Annotated in this window: 14 protein-coding genes; 11 read left to right on the forward strand and 3 right to left on the reverse strand. The window is 61.6% G+C overall.

Features of this window, described 5'->3' with window-relative positions:
* Positions 1–14 precede the first annotated feature (14 nt).
* The 11 genes from BW43_RS15675 (at position 15) to BW43_RS15625 (ending at position 14,877) form a co-directional block, all read left to right on the forward strand.
* Positions 15–296: a peptidylprolyl isomerase gene (locus BW43_RS15675; RefSeq protein WP_005788801.1), complete on the forward strand. Its 282-nt coding sequence runs from the start codon at positions 15–17 to the stop codon at positions 294–296.
* A 130-nt stretch (positions 297–426) separates the two neighbouring features.
* Positions 427–2,286, forward strand: coding sequence for an extracellular solute-binding protein (locus BW43_RS15670; protein WP_032886532.1), 1,860 nt, complete (start codon positions 427–429; stop codon positions 2,284–2,286).
* Positions 2,286–3,347, forward strand: a complete 1,062-nt coding sequence (locus tag BW43_RS15665) for a microcin C ABC transporter permease YejB (RefSeq protein ID WP_032886533.1) — start codon at positions 2,286–2,288, stop codon at positions 3,345–3,347. Before BW43_RS15670 ends, BW43_RS15665 begins: the two co-directional genes overlap by 1 nt.
* On the forward strand, positions 3,347–4,369 hold the full coding sequence (locus tag BW43_RS15660; protein WP_032886534.1) for an ABC transporter permease: 1,023 nt from the start codon (positions 3,347–3,349) through the stop codon (positions 4,367–4,369). The genes BW43_RS15665 and BW43_RS15660 overlap by 1 nt, the downstream gene beginning before the upstream one ends.
* A 10-nt stretch (positions 4,370–4,379) precedes the next feature.
* The gene (locus BW43_RS15655; RefSeq protein ID WP_032886535.1) at positions 4,380–5,954 is read left to right on the forward strand and encodes an ABC transporter ATP-binding protein; all 1,575 of its coding nucleotides are present in this window, start codon (positions 4,380–4,382) and stop codon (positions 5,952–5,954) included.
* Positions 5,951–7,342: a sigma-54-dependent Fis family transcriptional regulator gene (locus BW43_RS15650; RefSeq protein ID WP_032886536.1), complete on the forward strand. Its 1,392-nt coding sequence runs from the start codon at positions 5,951–5,953 to the stop codon at positions 7,340–7,342. Before BW43_RS15655 ends, BW43_RS15650 begins: the two co-directional genes overlap by 4 nt.
* 293 nt (positions 7,343–7,635) lie before the next feature.
* Entirely contained in the window at positions 7,636–9,027 is a 1,392-nt protein-coding gene (locus BW43_RS15645) for a GntP family permease (RefSeq protein WP_032886537.1), read from the forward strand.
* Between the two features lie 7 nt (positions 9,028–9,034).
* Positions 9,035–9,808: a 3-hydroxybutyrate dehydrogenase gene (gene hbdH / locus BW43_RS15640; RefSeq protein WP_032886538.1), complete on the forward strand. Its 774-nt coding sequence runs from the start codon at positions 9,035–9,037 to the stop codon at positions 9,806–9,808.
* 161 nt (positions 9,809–9,969) lie between these two features.
* Complete coding sequence (locus BW43_RS15635) at positions 9,970–11,922, forward strand: acetoacetate--CoA ligase (protein WP_032886539.1); 1,953 nt, start codon at positions 9,970–9,972, stop codon at positions 11,920–11,922.
* Positions 11,923–12,062: 140 nt separating this feature from the next.
* The gene (locus tag BW43_RS15630) at positions 12,063–14,558 is read left to right on the forward strand and encodes a PAS domain-containing protein (RefSeq protein ID WP_032886541.1); all 2,496 of its coding nucleotides are present in this window, start codon (positions 12,063–12,065) and stop codon (positions 14,556–14,558) included.
* Between the two features lie 43 nt (positions 14,559–14,601).
* Positions 14,602–14,877, forward strand: a complete 276-nt coding sequence (locus BW43_RS15625) for a peptidylprolyl isomerase (RefSeq protein WP_003174397.1) — start codon at positions 14,602–14,604, stop codon at positions 14,875–14,877.
* Positions 14,878–14,988: 111 nt separating this feature from the next.
* On the opposite strand, the gene BW43_RS15620 is transcribed toward BW43_RS15625, so the two are convergent.
* From BW43_RS15620 to BW43_RS15610, 3 genes are all read right to left on the reverse strand, one after another.
* Positions 14,989–15,897 carry a sugar kinase gene (locus BW43_RS15620; RefSeq protein ID WP_032886542.1) on the reverse strand — a complete coding sequence of 303 codons (909 nt, stop codon included), beginning with the start codon at positions 15,895–15,897 and terminating at the stop codon, positions 14,989–14,991.
* 120 nt (positions 15,898–16,017) lie between these two features.
* The gene (locus BW43_RS15615; protein WP_032886545.1) at positions 16,018–17,226 is read right to left on the reverse strand and encodes an amino acid deaminase; all 1,209 of its coding nucleotides are present in this window, start codon (positions 17,224–17,226) and stop codon (positions 16,018–16,020) included.
* A gap of 9 nt (positions 17,227–17,235) precedes the next feature.
* Positions 17,236–18,000, reverse strand: coding sequence for an IclR family transcriptional regulator (locus BW43_RS15610; RefSeq protein WP_032886547.1), 765 nt, complete (start codon positions 17,998–18,000; stop codon positions 17,236–17,238).
* Positions 18,001–18,135: the final 135 nt, after the last annotated feature.

Raw genomic sequence — 18,135 nt, forward strand, 5'->3', positions numbered from 1 at the left:
AGGAGTTACTCCCCATGGCCAAAGCCACCGCCCGTCACATCCTCGTTTCCACTGAAGACAAGTGCAACGAACTCAAGGCCCAAATCGAAGGCGGCGCCGATTTCGCAGAAATCGCCAAAGCCAACTCCAGCTGCCCATCCAGCCGTCAAGGCGGCGACCTGGGTTCGTTCGGTCCAGGCCAAATGGTTAAAGAATTCGACACCGTAGTTTTCAGCGCCCCGGTCAACACCGTGCAAGGCCCGGTGAAAACCCAGTTCGGCTACCACCTGCTGGAAGTCACCAGCCGCCAGGACTGATCCAGTCCACGCTGATGCGACAAACAACGGCCCGCCTTTTGGTGGGCCGTTGTGCATGTGATGACTGGCGACGCTGATGCCGTTAGCGTACAAATCCCTATTCCTGTTCTTCCGGCGTTCAAGACTGATAATGCGATTGGCCTTTTCGACTCTATTTCGCTCTACCCTCGCCCTGCTGCTGGCCAGCACCGCCGTGATCGCGGCCCCCCAACCGTCACTGACGGTGTACGGCGAACCGGCCAAGTACCCCGCCGGTTTTACCCATTTCGACTACGCCAACCCCAACGCGCCCAAGGGCGGCAGCCTGCGGCGTTCGGCCATCGAAATCGGACGCTTCGATCATGTGCTGCCCTATATCGACAAAGGCATCGGCGTGTCACAGGTTGACGGCTGGCTCTACGCGCCCCTCGCCCTGCGCTCCCTGGACGAACCCTATACGGTCTACGGCCTGGTCGCCGAAAAAATGGAGCGCGCCGAGGACGGCCTGTCCCTGCGTTTCTACCTGAACCCCAAGGCGCGCTTTGCCGACGGCAAACCCATCACCGCCGAAGACGTACGCTACAGCTTTGATTTATTAATGACCCAAGGCAGCCTGCGTTTTCGCACACTGTTCGCCGACGTCAAGCACGTCGAAGTGGAAGGTGAGCGCCAGGTGCGCTTCGACTTTTCCAGCAACGAAAACCGCACCCTCCCCCTGGATATCGCCACCCTGCCGGTGTTCCCGGAGCACTGGTGGAAGACCCGCGACTTCGCCAATGGCGGCGGCTACGAAGCACCACTGGGCAGCGGCCCGTACAAAGTCAGCAAGGTCGACTCCGGCAACACCATTACCTTTACTCGCGACCCGGACTGGTGGGGCAAAGACTTGCCCGTCAGCCGCGGCCTGTACAACTTCGATCACCTGAGCCTGGAGTTTTTCGGTGATACCGAAGTAGCCCGCCAGGTGCTGCGAGGCGGCGCCTACGATTTCAATCGTGAATTTTCCGCCACCGGCTACTCCATCGGCTACAACGGCCCTGCCCTGGACGATGGCCGCCTGCAACGCGCTCACCTGGCCAAGGAAATGCCGCAACCGGCCCAAGGCTATGTCTTCAACGTGCAGAAGCCAGTATTCAAAGACCGCCGCGTGCGCCAGGCCTTGGCAATGCTGTGGGATTTCGAATGGGCCAACCGGCAGATGATGCGAAATATGTACATTCGTCAGCAGAGTTTCTTCTCTAATAGCCCGCTGGCGGCTACCCAACTGCCCACCCAGGAAGAGCTGGCGATTCTTGAACCGTTGCGTGGGCAGATCCCTGACGAGGTGTTTACCCAGGTGTTCAAGGCACCGGTCACCGACGGCAGCGGCATGATCCGTGACAAACAGCTCCAAGCACTGGCCCTGCTGGAAGAGGCCGGTTGGAAACCCAACGGCGACAAGCTGGTAAACGCCGAAGGCGAACCGCTTGAGTTCACCTTCCTCAATGCGCAGGCTGGTCTGGAGCGACTGTTACTACCGTACAAACGCAACCTGGCGCAGATCGGCATCACCCTTAATATCCGTCGCATCGACTCCTCTCAGTACGTCAACCGTTTGATGACACGGGACTACGACATGATCGTCACCGGGTTTCCTGTCACCACCTCGCCGGGCATGGAGCTGTACAACTACTTTGGTTCCAGCGCCGCTTTTGATTCGGGCGCAAACAACTACATGGTGCTCAAGGACCCGGCGGTTGACGCCTTGATCAAAGGTCTGGTCAAAGCCGACACACAGGCGCAGATGCTCACCTACGCCCATGCTCTGGACCGGGTGCTGCAATGGAATTACCTATGGATCCCCAATTACTACCCGCCCGGTACGTCCGCCGCCTGGTGGAACCGTTTCGGCCGCCCGGCCATCGAGGCCAAGAATGACGAGGCCCTGGAAACCTGGTGGGAAGTCAGCCCCACACCTCTGACCACTGAGCAGATGAATGCCGAACTGAAAAAACGCGGAGGAGCGCGCTGATGTTTGCCTATATCGTGCGGCGCCTGCTGCTGATCATCCCAACCCTGGTGATCATCCTGCTGGTGAATTTCGTGATCGTGCAGGCCGCCCCCGGTGGCCCGGTGGAACAGGCCATCGCCCACTTGCAGGGGATTGGCGGCGGCGGTGTCGGCGGCTCATCCGGCGAAGGCATCAGCAGCGGCTCGCGGTCCAGTCGGGGCCTGGACCCGAAGCTGATCAAGGACATTGAAAAACAGTACGGCTTCGACAAGTCCGCACCGGAACGCCTTTGGCTGATGCTCAAGAGCTATGCCCAGTTGGATTTCGGCAACAGCTTCTTTCGCGGCTCGACGGTGATCGACCTGATCCTGGAAAAGATGCCCGTCACCATTTCCCTCGGGCTGTGGGCCACGCTGATCACTTACCTGGTGTCGATCCCGCTGGGGATACGTAAGGCGGTACGCCACGGCAGCAGCTTTGATGTGTGGAGCAGCACCGCCATCGTGATCGGCTATGCGATGCCAGCGTTCCTGTTCGCGATGTTCCTGATCGTGGTGTTCGCCGGCGGCACCTCCCTGAACTGGTTCCCGGTTCGCGGACTGGTGTCGGAGAACTTCGAAGAGCTGAGCACCGTGGGCAAGATCGCCGACTACTTCTGGCACCTGGTGTTGCCGGTGACGTCTTTGGTAATCGGCGGATTCGCCACCCTGACCATTCTCACCAAAAACTCGTTCCTCAATGAAATCACCCGCCAATACGTGGTGACCGCGCGGGCCAAAGGCTTGAGCGAACGACGGGTGCTGTATGGCCATGTGTTCCGCAACGCCATGCTGCTGGTGATCTCGGGGATTCCCCAGGCATTTATCAGCGTGTTTTTTGCAGGATCCTTGCTGATCGAGGTGATTTTCTCCCTGGATGGCCTCGGTCGCATGAGCTACGAAGCGGCGGTTTCGCGGGATTACCCGGTGGTGTTCGGTTCGCTGTTTATCTTCACCCTGTTCGGCCTGCTGATAAAACTCATCGGTGACCTCTGCTACACCCTGGTGGACCCGCGTATCGACTTCGCCGCGAGGAACGCCTGATGCTTAACTTGTCTCCCGTGGCACGCCGACGCTTCGAGCGTTTCAAGAAAAATCGCCGTGGCTGGTGGTCGCTGTGGCTGTTTATCGGCCTCTTTATCCTGACCCTCGGCGGCGAACTGATCGCCAACGACAAACCCCTGGTGCTGAGTTTCAAGAACGAACTGTATTTCCCGGTGTTAAAGCGTTACACCGAGCAGCAGTTCGGCGGCCAGCTGCCGTTCCAAGCCGACTACCGCAGCGACTATGTGCAAAAGCTGATCAAACAGGACGGCGGCTGGATGTTGTTCCCGCCGATCCCTTTCAGCGATGACACCCCCAACTACGAACTGACCCGCCCTGCCCCCAGCCCGCCCTCGGCGGTGAACTGGCTGGGCACCGATGACCAGTCCCGCGACGTGCTGGCGAGGGTCATTTTCGGCGCGCGGGTGTCGATCCTGTTCGCCCTGGCGCTGACGGCCATCAGCGCAGCCATTGGCATCGCCGCCGGCGCGTTGCAGGGTTACTACGGCGGCTGGGTCGACCTGATCGGCCAGCGGGTACTTGAGGTCTGGTCCGGTCTGCCGGTGCTGTACCTGCTGATCATTCTGTCGGGTTTTGTCGAGCCCAATTTCTGGTGGTTGCTGGGGATCATGGCGCTGTTTTCCTGGCTGGCCCTGGTGGACGTGGTGCGCGCCGAGTTCCTGCGCGGGCGCAACCTGGAGTACGTCAAGGCCGCACGGGCGCTGGGCCTGGGCGACGGCAAGATCATCCGCCGACATATCCTGCCGAATGCGATGACCGCCACCTTGAGCTACCTGCCGTTTATTTTGACCGGCGCGATTTCCACCTTGAGCGCTCTGGATTTCCTCGGCTTCGGCATGCCGGCGGGCAGCGCATCCCTGGGCGAACTGATCGCCCAGGGCAAGCAGAACCTGCAAGCGCCATGGCTGGGCCTGACGGCGTTTTTCACCTTGGCGCTGATTCTGTCGCTGCTGGTCTTTATTGGCGAGGCGTTGCGTGACGCCTTCGACCCACGTTCATGAGTGAGTCCCTATGAACCTGATCGAAATCCGCGACCTCAGTGTCGCCTTCAGCGGCCAGACCGTGGTGCGTAACCTGAGCCTGGACGTGCGCCCCGGCGAGTGTTTGGCACTGGTGGGCGAGTCGGGCTCGGGCAAGTCGGTGACGGCCCATTCGATCCTGCAATTGCTGCCCGAAGCCGGCACAGCTACCACGGGCTCGGTTAAATATCGCGGCCAGGAGTTGATCGGCGCGTCGACGGCGACCCTGCAGAAACTGCGCGGCAACCGTATCGCGATGATCTTCCAGGAGCCCATGACCTCCCTCAACCCGCTGCACAGCATCGAAAAGCAAATCGGCGAAACGTTGCTGCTGCACAAGGGCATGGGCGGCAAGGCGGCGCAGGCGCGCATCATTGAACTGCTCGAACTGGTGGGCATCCAGAAACCCCAGGAGCGCCTCAAGGCTTATCCGCACCAACTGTCCGGCGGCCAACGCCAACGCGTGATGATCGCCATGGCCCTGGCCTGCGAGCCGGAGTTGCTGATTGCCGACGAACCCACCACCGCGCTGGACGTGACCGTGCAGCGCAAGATCCTGCTGCTGCTCAAGTCCTTGCAACAGCGCCTGGGTATGTCGCTGCTGTTGATCAGCCATGACCTCAACCTGGTGCGCAGCATCGCCCAGCGCGTGTGCGTGATGCGCGCCGGGGAGATTGTCGAGCAGGCTGACTGCGAGACCTTGTTCACGGCGCCGCAACACCCTTACAGCCGCCTGTTGCTGGACGCCGAGCCGTCCGGCGATGTGCTGTGCAGCGATCCGCGCGAGACCGTGTTGGAAGTGGATGACCTGACCGTAGAGTTCCCCCTCGGCGGTGGGCTGTTTCGGCGCAAAACCTACCTGCGCGCCGTGGATGGCATCAGCCTCAACGTGCAGCGCGGCAAGACCCTGGGGATTGTCGGCGAGTCCGGCTCGGGCAAATCCACCCTGGGCCAGGCGATCCTGCGCCTGCTGGATTCCACCGGCAGCATCCGCTTCCAGGGTGAAGCCCTCGACCCGCTGAACCATCAGCAAATGCGCCCCTGGCGCAAACAGATGCAGGTGGTTTTCCAGGACCCTTACGGCAGCCTCAGCCCGCGTATGTCGGTACAGCAAATCATCAGCGAAGGCTTGGAAGTCCACGCGCCGTGCAGCCTCGCCGACCGCGACGCGCAAGTGATCCAGGTGCTCAAGGACGTGGGCCTAGACCCCGCCAGCCGCCATCGCTACCCCCATGAATTCTCCGGCGGCCAGCGGCAACGCATCGCCATCGCCCGCGCCCTGGTGTTGAAACCCGCGCTGATGCTGCTGGACGAACCGACTTCGGCGCTTGACCGCACGGTGCAAAAACAGGTGGTTGCACTGCTGCGCGAGCTGCAGGAAAAGTACGGCCTGACCTACTTGTTCATCAGCCACGACCTGGCCGTGGTACGCGCCATGGCCCACGACATGATCGTGATCAAGGACGGCAAGGTGGTGGAGCGCGGCGCGAGCCATGATGTGTTCGAATCGCCACAACATCCCTACACCAAAGAGTTGCTGGCGGCGGCGTGCGGGCTGTCGACATGAGCACCAGCCTCAAGGACTACCAACAGGTTCGCGGCCTGGCGATCCAGTCGCTGTTCGAGATCATCGAGCAGTCCAGCGAAGGCACGGTGATTGTCGACCGCGACGCCAATATCGTGTGGATGAATGAGCGCTACGCCAAGCGCTTCGGCCTCAAAAGCGCTGACGAAGCCATCGGCCAGCCGTGCGAGCAGGTGATTTCCAATAGCCTGTTGCGCCAAGTGGTACGTAACGACCAGCCGATCCTGCTGGATATCCAGGACACACCCAAAGGCCCGTTGGTGGTGATGCGCCTGCCGATCCACAACGACGCTGGCGCGGTGATCGGCGCGATTGGTTTCGCGTTGTTCGATGAACTGCGCAACCTGTCGCCGTTGATCGAACGTTACCTGAGCATGCAGCAGGAGCTGGCCTCCACCCGCTCGCTGCTGCGCTCACGCCAGAGCAAGTACAACTTCGCGCACTTTATCGGCACCAGCGCCGCCAGCCTTGAGGTCAAACGCCGTGCCCGACGCAGCGCGAGTGCCGAGTCGCCGGTGTTGTTGCTCGGCGAAACCGGCACCGGCAAAGAGTTGCTGGCCCAGGCCATCCACGGTGCCTCGCCACGGGCGCACAAGGCGTTTGTCAGCGTCAACAGCGCGGCGATTCCCCACGACCTGCTCGAAGCCGAATTCTTCGGCACCGCGCCAGGCGCCTTTACCGGCGCTGATCGCAAGGGCCGTCCAGGCAAATTCCAGATTGCCCAGGGCGGCACGCTGTTCCTCGATGAAATAGGGGATATGCCGCTGCCGCTGCAAAGCAAATTGCTGCGGGTGTTGCAGGAAAAGGAATTCGAACCGGTGGGTTCCAACGAAATGCTGCACAGCGATGTGCGGGTAATCGCGGCGACCTCCATGGACCTGGAAGCGGCGATCAAGCGTGGTGAGTTTCGCGCCGATTTGTATTACCGGCTGAATGTGTTGCCGATCCACGTGCCGCCGCTGCGTGATCGGTTGGAGGACATTCCCGCATTGAGCGAGGCGATCCTCGAAGAACTGCGCAGCCAGCATGAGCTGGACCGCGAGGCTCTGGCGCTGTTGGCACAGCATGCGTGGCCAGGGAACATCCGTGAGCTGCGTAATGTGCTGGAGCGGGCGGCGTTGCTGAGTGATGACTTGGTGTTGAATGCCACGGACATTCGCGCGGCGATCGGCACGTTCAGCCCGGTAGAACGCGGGGTGGTGGACACGGTTGAGGGTGAGACGTTTGCAGCGGCGCGGGAGCGGTTTGATCGACAGCTGATTGCGACGGCACTTAAGGCCTGTGACGGCAACGTGGTCGAGGCGGCCAGGCGATTGGGGCTGGGACGGTCGACGTTGTACAAGAAGATGGTGGCTCTGGGCATCGCCTAATCTCCACAAAGAGACTAAGTTCTCCATATAAAGACAATCCATGTGGGAGGGGGCTTGCCCCCGATAGCATCAGGTCAGTCAACACATGTGCTGGCCGATGCACCGCTATCGGGGGCAAGCCCCCTCCCACATTTGATCTTCGCTTGTCTCGAAATTGAGACAAAACCCAAAAACACTCGAAAGAAATTAAAAAATATCCATATATTTCAATAGCTTGAAAATATGGCACACATCTCGCTATAGCCCTCCCCACAGTTTCACCCACAAAAATAACAATCCGATGGAGACACACCATGAGTGTGATCATTGCCCTGGCCGCGCTCGCGCTGCTGATGCTGGCCGCCTACCGTGGCTATAGCGTTATCCTGTTTGCCCCCATCGCCGCCCTTGGCGCGGTACTGCTCACCGACCCGTCCGCTGTCGCCCCCGCCTTTACCGGGGTGTTCATGGAGAAAATGGTCGGCTTTATCAAACTGTATTTCCCGGTGTTCCTGCTCGGTGCGGTCTTCGGCAAGTTGATCGAGCTGTCGGGGTTCTCGCGCTCCATCGTGGCCGCTGCGATCCGCTTGCTTGGCACGCGTCAGGCGATGCTGGTGATCGTGCTGGTCTGCGCCCTGCTCACCTACGGCGGCGTATCGTTGTTTGTGGTGGTGTTCGCGGTGTACCCGTTCGCGGCGGAGATGTTCCGCCAGAGCAATATCCCCAAGCGCCTGATTCCGGCGACCATCGCCCTCGGCGCATTCTCGTTCACGATGGATGCCCTGCCCGGCACGCCGCAGATCCAGAACATCATCCCCAGCACCTTCTTCAACACCACCGCCTGGGCGGCGCCGTGGCTGGGGTTGATCGGCACGATCTTCGTATTCTGCACCGGCATGCTGTACCTGGCGCGGCAACGCAACAAGGCCCAGCGCGCGGGTGAAGGCTATGGCACTGAGTTGCGCAACGAGCCAGAGACCGCCGAAAACCTCACTCTGCCCAACCCGTGGATCGCGCTGTCGCCGCTGATCCTAGTGGGCGTGATGAACCTGTTGTTCACCCACTGGATCCCGCAGTGGTACGGCAAGACCCACAGCCTGAGCCTGCCGGGCATGAGCGCGCCAGTGACCACTGAAATCGCCAAGCTCACCGCGATCTGGGCGGTGCAGGCGGCGTTGCTGGTCGGGATCCTGATGGTGCTGGCCTTCGGCTGGTCGGCGATCAAAAGCAAGCTCGCCGAAGGTAGCAAAAGTGCGGTCAGCGGCGCCTTGCTGGCAGCAATGAATACCGCGTCGGAATACGGTTTTGGTGCGGTGATTGCCTCGCTGCCAGGCTTTCTCGTGCTGGCGGACTGGCTCAAGGGCATCCCCAACCCGCTGGTCAACGAAGCAATTACCGTGACCCTGCTGGCCGGTATCACCGGCTCTGCGTCCGGTGGTATGAGCATCGCCCTGGCAGCCATGTCCGAGAGCTTTATTTCGGCGGCCCATGCGGCCAATATTCCCCTTGAAGTGCTGCACCGGGTCGCGGCCATGGCCAGCGGCGGCATGGACACCCTGCCCCACAACGGCGCGGTGATCACGCTGCTGGCGGTGACCGGCCTGACCCACCGCGAAGCCTACAAGGACATTTTCGGCATCACGATTATCAAGACCCTCGCGGTGTTCGTGGTGATCGGTACTTTCTACGCCACCGGCATTGTGTGAGGTTTTCATGACGACTTTGAATGGCAAGACCGCCCTGGTCACCGGCTCCACCAGTGGCATCGGCCTGGGCATTGCCTTGAGCCTGGCACAGGCAGGGGCCAACTTGATCCTCAACGGCTTCGGCGACGCCAGCGCGGTGATCGCGCAGGTGCAGGCGTTTGGTGGCAAGGTGGGGCATCACCCTGCGGACGTCAGCGACCCGGCGCAGATCGCCGAAATGTTCGCCTACGCCGAGCGTGAGTTCGGTGGCGTGGACATCCTGGTCAACAACGCCGGCATTCAGCATGTGGCGGCGGTGGAAGCGTTCCCGGCCGAACGCTGGGACTCGATCATCGCGATCAACCTGTCCTCGGTGTTCCACAGCACGCGCCTGAGCCTGCCGGGCATGAAGACCAAGGGCTGGGGGCGTATCGTTAATATCGCCTCGGTTCACGGCCTGGTCGGTTCGGTGGGCAAGGCAGCCTATGTGGCGGCCAAGCATGGCGTGATCGGTTTGACCAAAGTGGTAGGCCTGGAGACGGCAACCAGCAATGTGACCTGTAATGCGATTTGCCCCGGCTGGGTGCTGACGCCGCTGGTGCAGAAGCAAATTGATGATCGCGTAACCAAAGGTGTGGACCCGCACCAGGCGCAGCATGATTTGCTGGCGGAGAAACAGCCGTCCCTGGAGTTTGTGACGCCGCCGCAGTTGGGTGAGTTGGTGTTGTTTTTGTGCAGCGAGGCCGGTGCGCAGGTACGTGGCGCGGCGTGGAACATTGATGGCGGCTGGCTGGCCCAATAAAAACAGACACTGGCGTTCTAAATTGTGGGAGGGGGCTTGCTCCCGATGGCGGTGGGTCAGACCACACGGGCTAGCTGGTACTCCGCTATCGGGAGCAAGCCCCCTCCCACAGTAGAATTCTATTGTTTTGAAGACCTGCATAAGAACAAGAGACCTTGCTGATGTCCGAGATCCTCTGGCAACCCTCACCGGAACGCATCCGCCACACGCGGATGGACCAGTTCCGCCGCTTCATCAACGACCGCCACGCCTTGCAACTGGGCGACTACCCCGCCCTCCACCAATGGAGTATCGACCAGCGGCCGGACTTCTGGCAGGCGATCGTCGCCTACTTCGACGTGCAGTTTCGCAGCCCGCCCGGCGCGGTACTGATCGAAGGCGCCGAGATGCCCAGCGCCCAGTGGTTTCCCGGCGCGACCCTGAATTTCGCCGAGCACCTGCTGCGTCGGCGTGACCACCACCCGGCCGTGGTCGCAATCAGCGAAGACGGCCAGCGCGAACAACTCACCTACGCCGAACTGGCCGCACACGTCGCCGGCCTACAAAACAGTCTGCGGTCGGCTGGCGTCGGCATCGGTGACCGGGTGGCGGCGTGCATGCCCAACACCTGGCAAACCCTGGTGGGCATGCTCGCCACCACCAGCCTGGGCGCAATCTGGTCGTGCTCCTCGCCGGACTTCGGCACCCAAGGCGTGATCGACCGGTTCGGCCAGATCGAGCCCAAGGTGCTTATTACCTGCGCCGGTTATCGGTACGCCGGAAAACCCATCGACCAAAGCGCCAAACTCAATGAAATCCTCGAACGGCTGCCGTCCCTGGAGCAGTTGATTGTGGTGCCGTACGCGCGGCCCGAGGCGCAGGTCGAGGACTACCGCACCCAGGCGAAGGTTGTGCTATGGCAGGACTTTTACCAACCCGGTGGCGAGCCTGAGTTTGTCGCGGTGCCCTTCGATCATCCGCTGTACATCCTCTATTCCAGCGGCACCACCGGCGTGCCCAAGTGCATCATCCACAGCACCGGCGGCGTATTGCTTACACACCTCAAGGAACACGGCCTGCATGCCGATCTGTCCCGCGAGGACTGCCTGTTCTACTACACCACCTGCGGCTGGATGATGTGGAACTGGCTGGTCTCGGTACTGGCCATCGGCGCCTCGGCTGTACTGTATGACGGTTCACCCTTTCATCCCGGACCTGAGCGCCTGATCGACTTGATTGATGCCGAAAAGATCAGCGTGTTCGGCACCAGCCCAAAATTCCTCGTCACCCTGGAAAAGGCCGGGCTGCAACCGCGCCTGAGCCACGACCTGGGCAGCCTCAAGGGGCTGATCTCGACCGGGTCGCCGCTGTCACCCCAGAGCTACGACTATGTGTACCGCGAGATCAAGGGCGAGCTGTGTTTATCCTCCATGTCCGGCGGCACCGATATCGTGTCCTGCTTTGTTATCGGCAACCCGGTGTTGCCGGTGCGCCGAGGCGAAATGCAGTGCAAGAGCCTGGCGATGGCCATTGAAGTGTGGGACGACCACGGCCAGCTGTTGGTCGGTGAAAAAGGCGAGCTGGTGTGTACCCGGCACTTCCCGGCCATGCCCATCGGTTTGTGGAATGACCCCGACCAGAAGAAGCTGCGCGCCTCGTATTTCAGTCAGTTCCCCGGCGTGTGGGCCCAAGGCGACTACGCTGAGCAACGCCCGAATGGCAGCCTGCTGATTCACGGCCGCTCCGACGCGGTGCTCAACCCCGGCGGCGTGCGCATCGGCACGGCGGAGATCTATCGCCAAGTGGAGAAAGTCCCACAGGTACTGGAAAGCCTGGCCATCGGCCAACGCTGGCAAGACGACGTGCGCGTGGTGCTGTTTGTGCGCCTCGATGAGGGCATCGAGTTGGATGAGGCGTTGCAACAGCAGATCCGCCAAGTGATCCGCGCCAACACCACACCGCGCCATGTGCCGGCCAAAATCCTGGCTGTCAGCGATATCCCTCGTACCATCAGCGGCAAGATTGTCGAATTGGCGGTGCGCAATGTGGTGCATGGCGAGCCGGTCAAGAACACCGACGCCCTGGCCAACCCGCAGGCATTGGAACAGTTCCGCGACCGCCCGGAACTGGCATAAAGATGAAAGGATTCAGCGCTGACGCACTCATTTGAAGACAAACGCCGAATGCATGCTATTTTTCGGGGGTAGTCACCCATTCTCGACTCACGGGATAATGGGTGTTGTCATTTTTCAAAGCGTTACGCTCAGGGCTTTTTATGAAAGGAACATCCACCGGTAGCGACGCCGCTGCATTAATTGCGCGGCTGGACTGGGCACGAAGCCCACTCGGTGAGGCCAATGATTGGCCGCAAAGCCTGCGCACAGCGGTCGATATTGTCGTCCATTCGCCGATGCCCATGCTCCTGCTGTGGGGCAGCCAACTCACCCAACTCTACAACGACGGGTTCGCCCTGCTGGCGGGAAACAAACACCCCGAAGCCATGGGCCAACCGGCGCACCAGACGTGGCCAGAGCTGGAAAGCTTTACCGGCCCGGTCTACGACGCCGTGCTCAGCGGCCAAGTGCGCACCTTCAGCGAGCAGCGCTTTGTCCTGCAACGCAATAATCGCGACACGGAAATCTGGCTCGACCTGACCTACAGCCCGATCCGCGATGAAAGCGCCAACGTGGCCGGCATCCTCGTCACTGCCATCGAAACCAACGAGCGCCGCAAGGCCCAGCACAACACCGAGCAACGCTTGCAGCTTGCACTGGCGGCGACCGACGCCGTGGGCACCTGGGATTGGGACATCGGCGAGGATCACTTTATTGCCGACGCCCACTTCGCCTACCTGCACGGTGTCGACCCCGACGACGCGAACCGGCTGCCCATCAGCGATTACCTCCAAGGTGTGCATCCCGAAGACCGGGCCACGGTGGCGCGCAGTATCAAGCACTGCATCACCCACGGCACCGAATACGCTGAGGAATACCGCCTGCAGCAAGCCGATGGCCAGGTCCGCTGGGTGTTTGCCCGAGGCCGTTGCTACAAGGATCACCACGGCCGCCCCGCGCGCTTCCTCGGTGCCGCCCTGGACCTGACCGAGCGCAAGCACACCGAGCAGGCCCTGCGCCAAAGCCAGACCGAATTGCAGCTGATCATCAACGCCATGCCGGTGCTGATCGGCTACGTCGACCACGAGCAGCGCTTTCGCCTGAACAACAGCGCCTACCTTGATTGGTACGGCATGACGCCCCAGGAACTGTACGGCAAGAGCATCCGCGAAGTATTAGGCGACGAAGTGTATGCCGGGCGCGAACACCAGATCGCTGCCGCACTCAAGGGCAAGGCGTGCAGCTTCATGACCATCACGCCCCACCGCGACGGGCGTCCCCGCCATGCGCTGATGAAATACTTGCCGCGTTTCAGCAATGACGGCTCGGTCAATGGTTTCTACATCTTTGTGATTGACGAGACCGAACGCAAACTAACCGAAGAAGCCCTGCGCCACCTCAACGATAACCTCGAAGAACGCGTGGCCGAGCGCACCCAGGCCCTGGCCGAGGCCAACCAACGCCTGCAAAACGAGATGTTCGAGCGCGAGCGCGCCGAAGATGCATTGCGCCATGCGCAGAAAATGGAAGCGTTGGGCCAGCTCACCGGCGGCATCGCCCACGATTTCAACAACATGCTCACCGGCATTATCGGCAGCCTGGACCTGATGCAGCGCTATATCGTCGCTGGGCGCAGTGAGGAAATCGGGCGCTTTACCGATGCCGCCGTGTCGTCGGCTCACCGCGCTGCCGCCCTCACTCACCGTCTGTTAGCGTTTTCGCGGCGCCAGTCACTGGACCGTCGCCCCACCGACCCCAATCAGTTAGTAGCGTCCCTGGAGGACCTGTTCCAGCGCACCAAAGGCGCGCATATCACGCTCAAGGTGCAACTGGGTCAAGACATCTGGCCAGTCAACACCGACGCCAGCCAGCTGGAAAACGCCCTGCTCAACCTGGTGATCAACGCCCGCGACGCCATGCCCGACGGCGGCGAATTGTTGATTGAAACCGCCAACAGCTACCTGGACGGCACCGACATAACCACCCTCGAACCGGTCAAGGCCGGCGACTACGTGATGCTCGGTGTGTGCGACAACGGCACCGGCATGGCACCCAAAATCCTCGCCAAAGCATTCGATCCTTTCTTCACCACCAAACCCATCGGCCAGGGCACCGGCCTGGGCCTGTCGATGATTTACGGGTTTGCCCAGCAGTCCGGCGGCCACGTCACGATCCAGAGCGAACCTGGCCAGGGCACCTGCGTGCGCCTGTACCTGCCACGCCTGCATGGCACCGCACTGGAAAGCAACCTGCCCGCCAGCCTCGGCGAAGTGCCGGTGGCACTGGCCGGTGAAGCAGTCGTGGTGGTTGAGGACGACGCGGCGGTGCGCATGCTGGTGGTGAATGTGCTGGATGAATTGGGCTACACCGCGCATCAGGCAGCGGATTCACGCACCGCGTTGCCACTGCTGGAGTCGGATCTGCGCGTGGACCTGCTGGTGACCGACGTCGGCCTGCCGGGCATGAACGGCCGGCAACTGGCGGAGATTGCCCGCCAGCATCGCCCAGGCTTGAAGGTGCTGTTCATGACCGGCTACGCCGAAAAAGCCGCCGAGCGCCAGGGCTTCCTGGAAGATGGGATGGACATGGTGGCCAAGCCGTTTTCCATCGACCTGCTGGCGACTAAAATCCGCAGCATGATCAACGTAGCCGAATGAGTTCAGGCATAATCGCGCGCCGTCGCACACCTGGTAGAGACCAATGAAAGCCCAAGCCCGTCATATCCTGGTGAAAACCAGTGAAGAAGCCGAACAACTCAAGCAGCGCATTGCCAAGGGCGAAGCCTTTGATGTGTTGGCCAAGAAGTACTCCACCTGCCCGTCGGGCAAACGTGGCGGCGATTTGGGTGAAGTGCGGCCGGGGCAGATGGTCGGGGCGATTGATGCGGTGATTTTCAAGAAGCCGGTGAAGGTGGTTCACGGGCCGATCAAGAGCAAGTTTGGGTATCACTTGGTGCAGGTGTTTTACCGCGACTGAGGCTTTGACTTAAGACCGCTATCGGGAGCAAGCCCCCTCCCACAGGGATCGCATTCCTCCCGATGAAATGCGGTCACGTGTGGGCCCGATCCGCCGCAGGCGGCCACTCACTTAGTCTCTGGGAATAAGCGCCCCCGGTACCTGGATGACCCGGCTCGCCAACCGATGCCCCGCCAACGCAGCCTCCTCCGGCGAATCACCCTTGAGCCGCCCGGCCAGATACGCCGCACTGAACGAATCCCCCGCCGCCGTGGTGTCCACCACCTTCTCGACCTTCAACGCCGGCACCGCAAAGCGCTCCTGCGCGCAGCGGATCAAACACGCATCCGCCCCACGTTTTAGCACCACTTCCTCAATCGCCGGATAGGCCGCGAACACCTGCTCGCTGTCGGCATAGCCAAACAGAGCGCGCTCGTCATCCTCGGTGAGCAAGGCGATATCTACCTCGGCCAAAACCGTGCGATAAGCCGCACGCGCCGCCTCGACACTGCCCCACAGACGCGGCCGGTAGTTGTTGTCGAACACCACCTTAGCGCCGCGTCGGCGCGCGTCAACCAGCGCTTGCAGCAAACGCTCGCGCCCAACCTCCCCCAGCACCGCCAGGGTAATGCCGCTGAAATAGACCACGTCATAGGCCGGCAACGCGGCCAGGATGGGCTCGGCGGCCGGCGTGGTGAAACAGTCGCGCACCGCGGCTTCGTTGCGCCAGTAGAGGAATTTACGCTCGCCGTTGGCGTCGGTCTGAATGCAGTACAAGCCCGGCAACCGCCCCGGCAGGCGCTGGACCAAGCCCAGCCCCAGGCCTTCGTCGGTCCATTGCTGGCACATGGCGTCGCTGAAGCTGTCATCGCCCAAGGCGGTGACGTAATCGACGCTGCCGATCGGGCCCAACTCACGGCGCAGGTACATCGCCGTGTTCAGAGTGTCGCCGCCGAAGCTTTGTTGCAGGCTACCGTCGGCGCGGTGTTGCAGTTCGATCATGCATTCACCGATGAGGGCGATGCGTGGATGGGTGGTCATGGCTGCTGTCTCGGGGGGGGGGCTGATGGCCTCATCGGGGGCAAGCCCCCTCCCATACTTTGATGTGTGAACACATTTCAAATGTGGGAGGGGGCTTGCCCCCGATAGGAGCGACGCGATCTAGAAGCTGGTATGCAGGGACTCGATCACCTGCAACTGTTCATCCACCAGGCAACCCACCTGCCACTTGTCAAACGTCAGGCAAGGATGGGAAGTGCCAAAGGAAATGATGTCGCCAATGCGCAGTTCAACCCCAGGCGCCACGACCATGAACGCATGCTGGTCCATCACGGCCGTGACCTTGCACGCGCTCACATCATCGCCTTGCGCCGGCACAATACCGGCCTTGTAGCGCTTGAGTGGCACCGGCAACCCGGCGTCGTAGGCCACGTCGCGCTTACCGAGGGCGATCACCGCAAAACCGGGCTCAGGCAACGACTGCACATGAGCCCAGACTTCCAGGGCCGGGCGCAGGCCTTCACTGAGGTCGCTGCGGCGGTCGAGTACGCAGCATTGAGCTTCTTTGTAGATGCCATGGTCGTGGGCCACATAACTGCCGGGGCGCAATACGCTGAGGAAGCGGCCGGCGGCGTTCTGCGCTTCAAAGGATTCGGCGATCAGGTCGTACCACGCCGAACCCGACGCTGTGACGATCGGCTTGGCCAAGTCGAAAGAACCGTTGTTCTGCAAGTCCACCGCCAGGCGCACCAGGCTGGCGGCGAAGTCGCGGATGCCGCTGACGGCGTGCTCGCCATGGATCACGCCTTCGTAGCCTTCAATACCCGTGAGGGCCAGGGCCGGCTGGGCCTTGATCGCCTTGGCCAGGTCGCGCACTTCCTGCTCGCTGCGGCAACCGCAACGGCCGCCAACCACGCCGTACTCGATCATCACGTTCAGGCGCAGGCCACGGGCGGCGAAGAACAGACCCAGGTCGGCGACGTTGTCCGGGTGGTCGACCATGCAGTGGAAGTCAAAATCCTTGTCCGCCAGCAGGTCGGCGATCAACGCCATGTTCGGCGCGCCCACCAGTTGGTTGGCCATCAACACACGGCGCACACCTCCGGCATAGGCGGCGCGGGTCTGCACGGCGTTGGCCAGGGTAATACCCCAGGCGCCCTGGGCGATCTGACGCTGGAACAGTGCCGGCATCATGCTGGTCTTGCCATGGGGCGCGAGTTCGGCGCCGCTGTTGCTGACAAACTCCTGCATCCAACGGATGTTGTGTTCCAGGGCGTCGCGGTGCAGCACCAGGGCCGGCAGGCTGACGTCTCGGACCAGGTGGGCGCCGACGGCGGCGGCGCCTTTTTCAACGGCGTTGATGGCAGACATGTAAAGCTCCTATTCGTTGATGCGACGCGCCAGGTGATTGGCGCTGTCGATCAACACCCGGCGATAGTCGTTGTAGTTTTTTTGCGCATCGGCCCGAGGGGCGACGATGCACAGGGTCGCAATGCTGATGCCTTGCGCGTCCCGCACCGGGGCGGCAAAGCAATGGGTAAAGGTGTCGGCCACACTGTCGAAGGAAAAGAACCCATCGAGGGTAGCCTGACGGATTTGCGCGAGGAACGTTTCCAGCGGCAGACGCTGGCCGTCCGGCAGGATGAAGTCATCGTGGTCGATCAGGTCGACAATTTGCTGGTCACTCAGGTGCCCCAGCAGCAGGCGCCCGGAGGCGGTCCAGGGGATCGGGGCGTTTTCGCCGATGTCCGAAGAAATCCGGAAATGCCGCTCGCCTTCGCGCATCAGCGCCACGGTGTATTTGCGCCCGTTGAGCAGGCACATCTGCGCGGTTTCATGGGTCTGGCTGACGATCTCCTGCAAGGCGTGATCGGCCTCGCGAGTCAGGTCGAAGTGTCGCAGGTGCGCCTGGCCGAGGAAGTACAACTGGCGACCGAGGTAGACGTGACCGTCCTTGCCGACGGTTTCCAGAATGCGGCGCTCCAGCAAGGATGCGACCAATTCATAGACGGTGGACTTGGGGCTGCCAATGCCGCTGGCGATATCATTCGGCCGCAGGGGCTGGCCGACTTCCTTGAGGAAATCAAGGATGTCGAATGCACGGTCCAGGCCTTTGGCGCGGCGTTTGATGGTGTCTTCGGTCATGGCAATTTCGGTCCGGTCGAAATGGTAGGGCTGGCGCAGGTCCGCTGTGGGAGGGGGCTTGCCCCCGATGGCGGCGTGTCAATCAACACCTCTGTTACTGATACACCGCTATCGGGGGCAAGCCCCCTCCCACAT

The sequence above is a fragment of the Pseudomonas sp. RIT357 genome, from assembly GCF_000632245.1.
GTDB classification, from domain to species: domain Bacteria; phylum Pseudomonadota; class Gammaproteobacteria; order Pseudomonadales; family Pseudomonadaceae; genus Aquipseudomonas; species Aquipseudomonas sivasensis.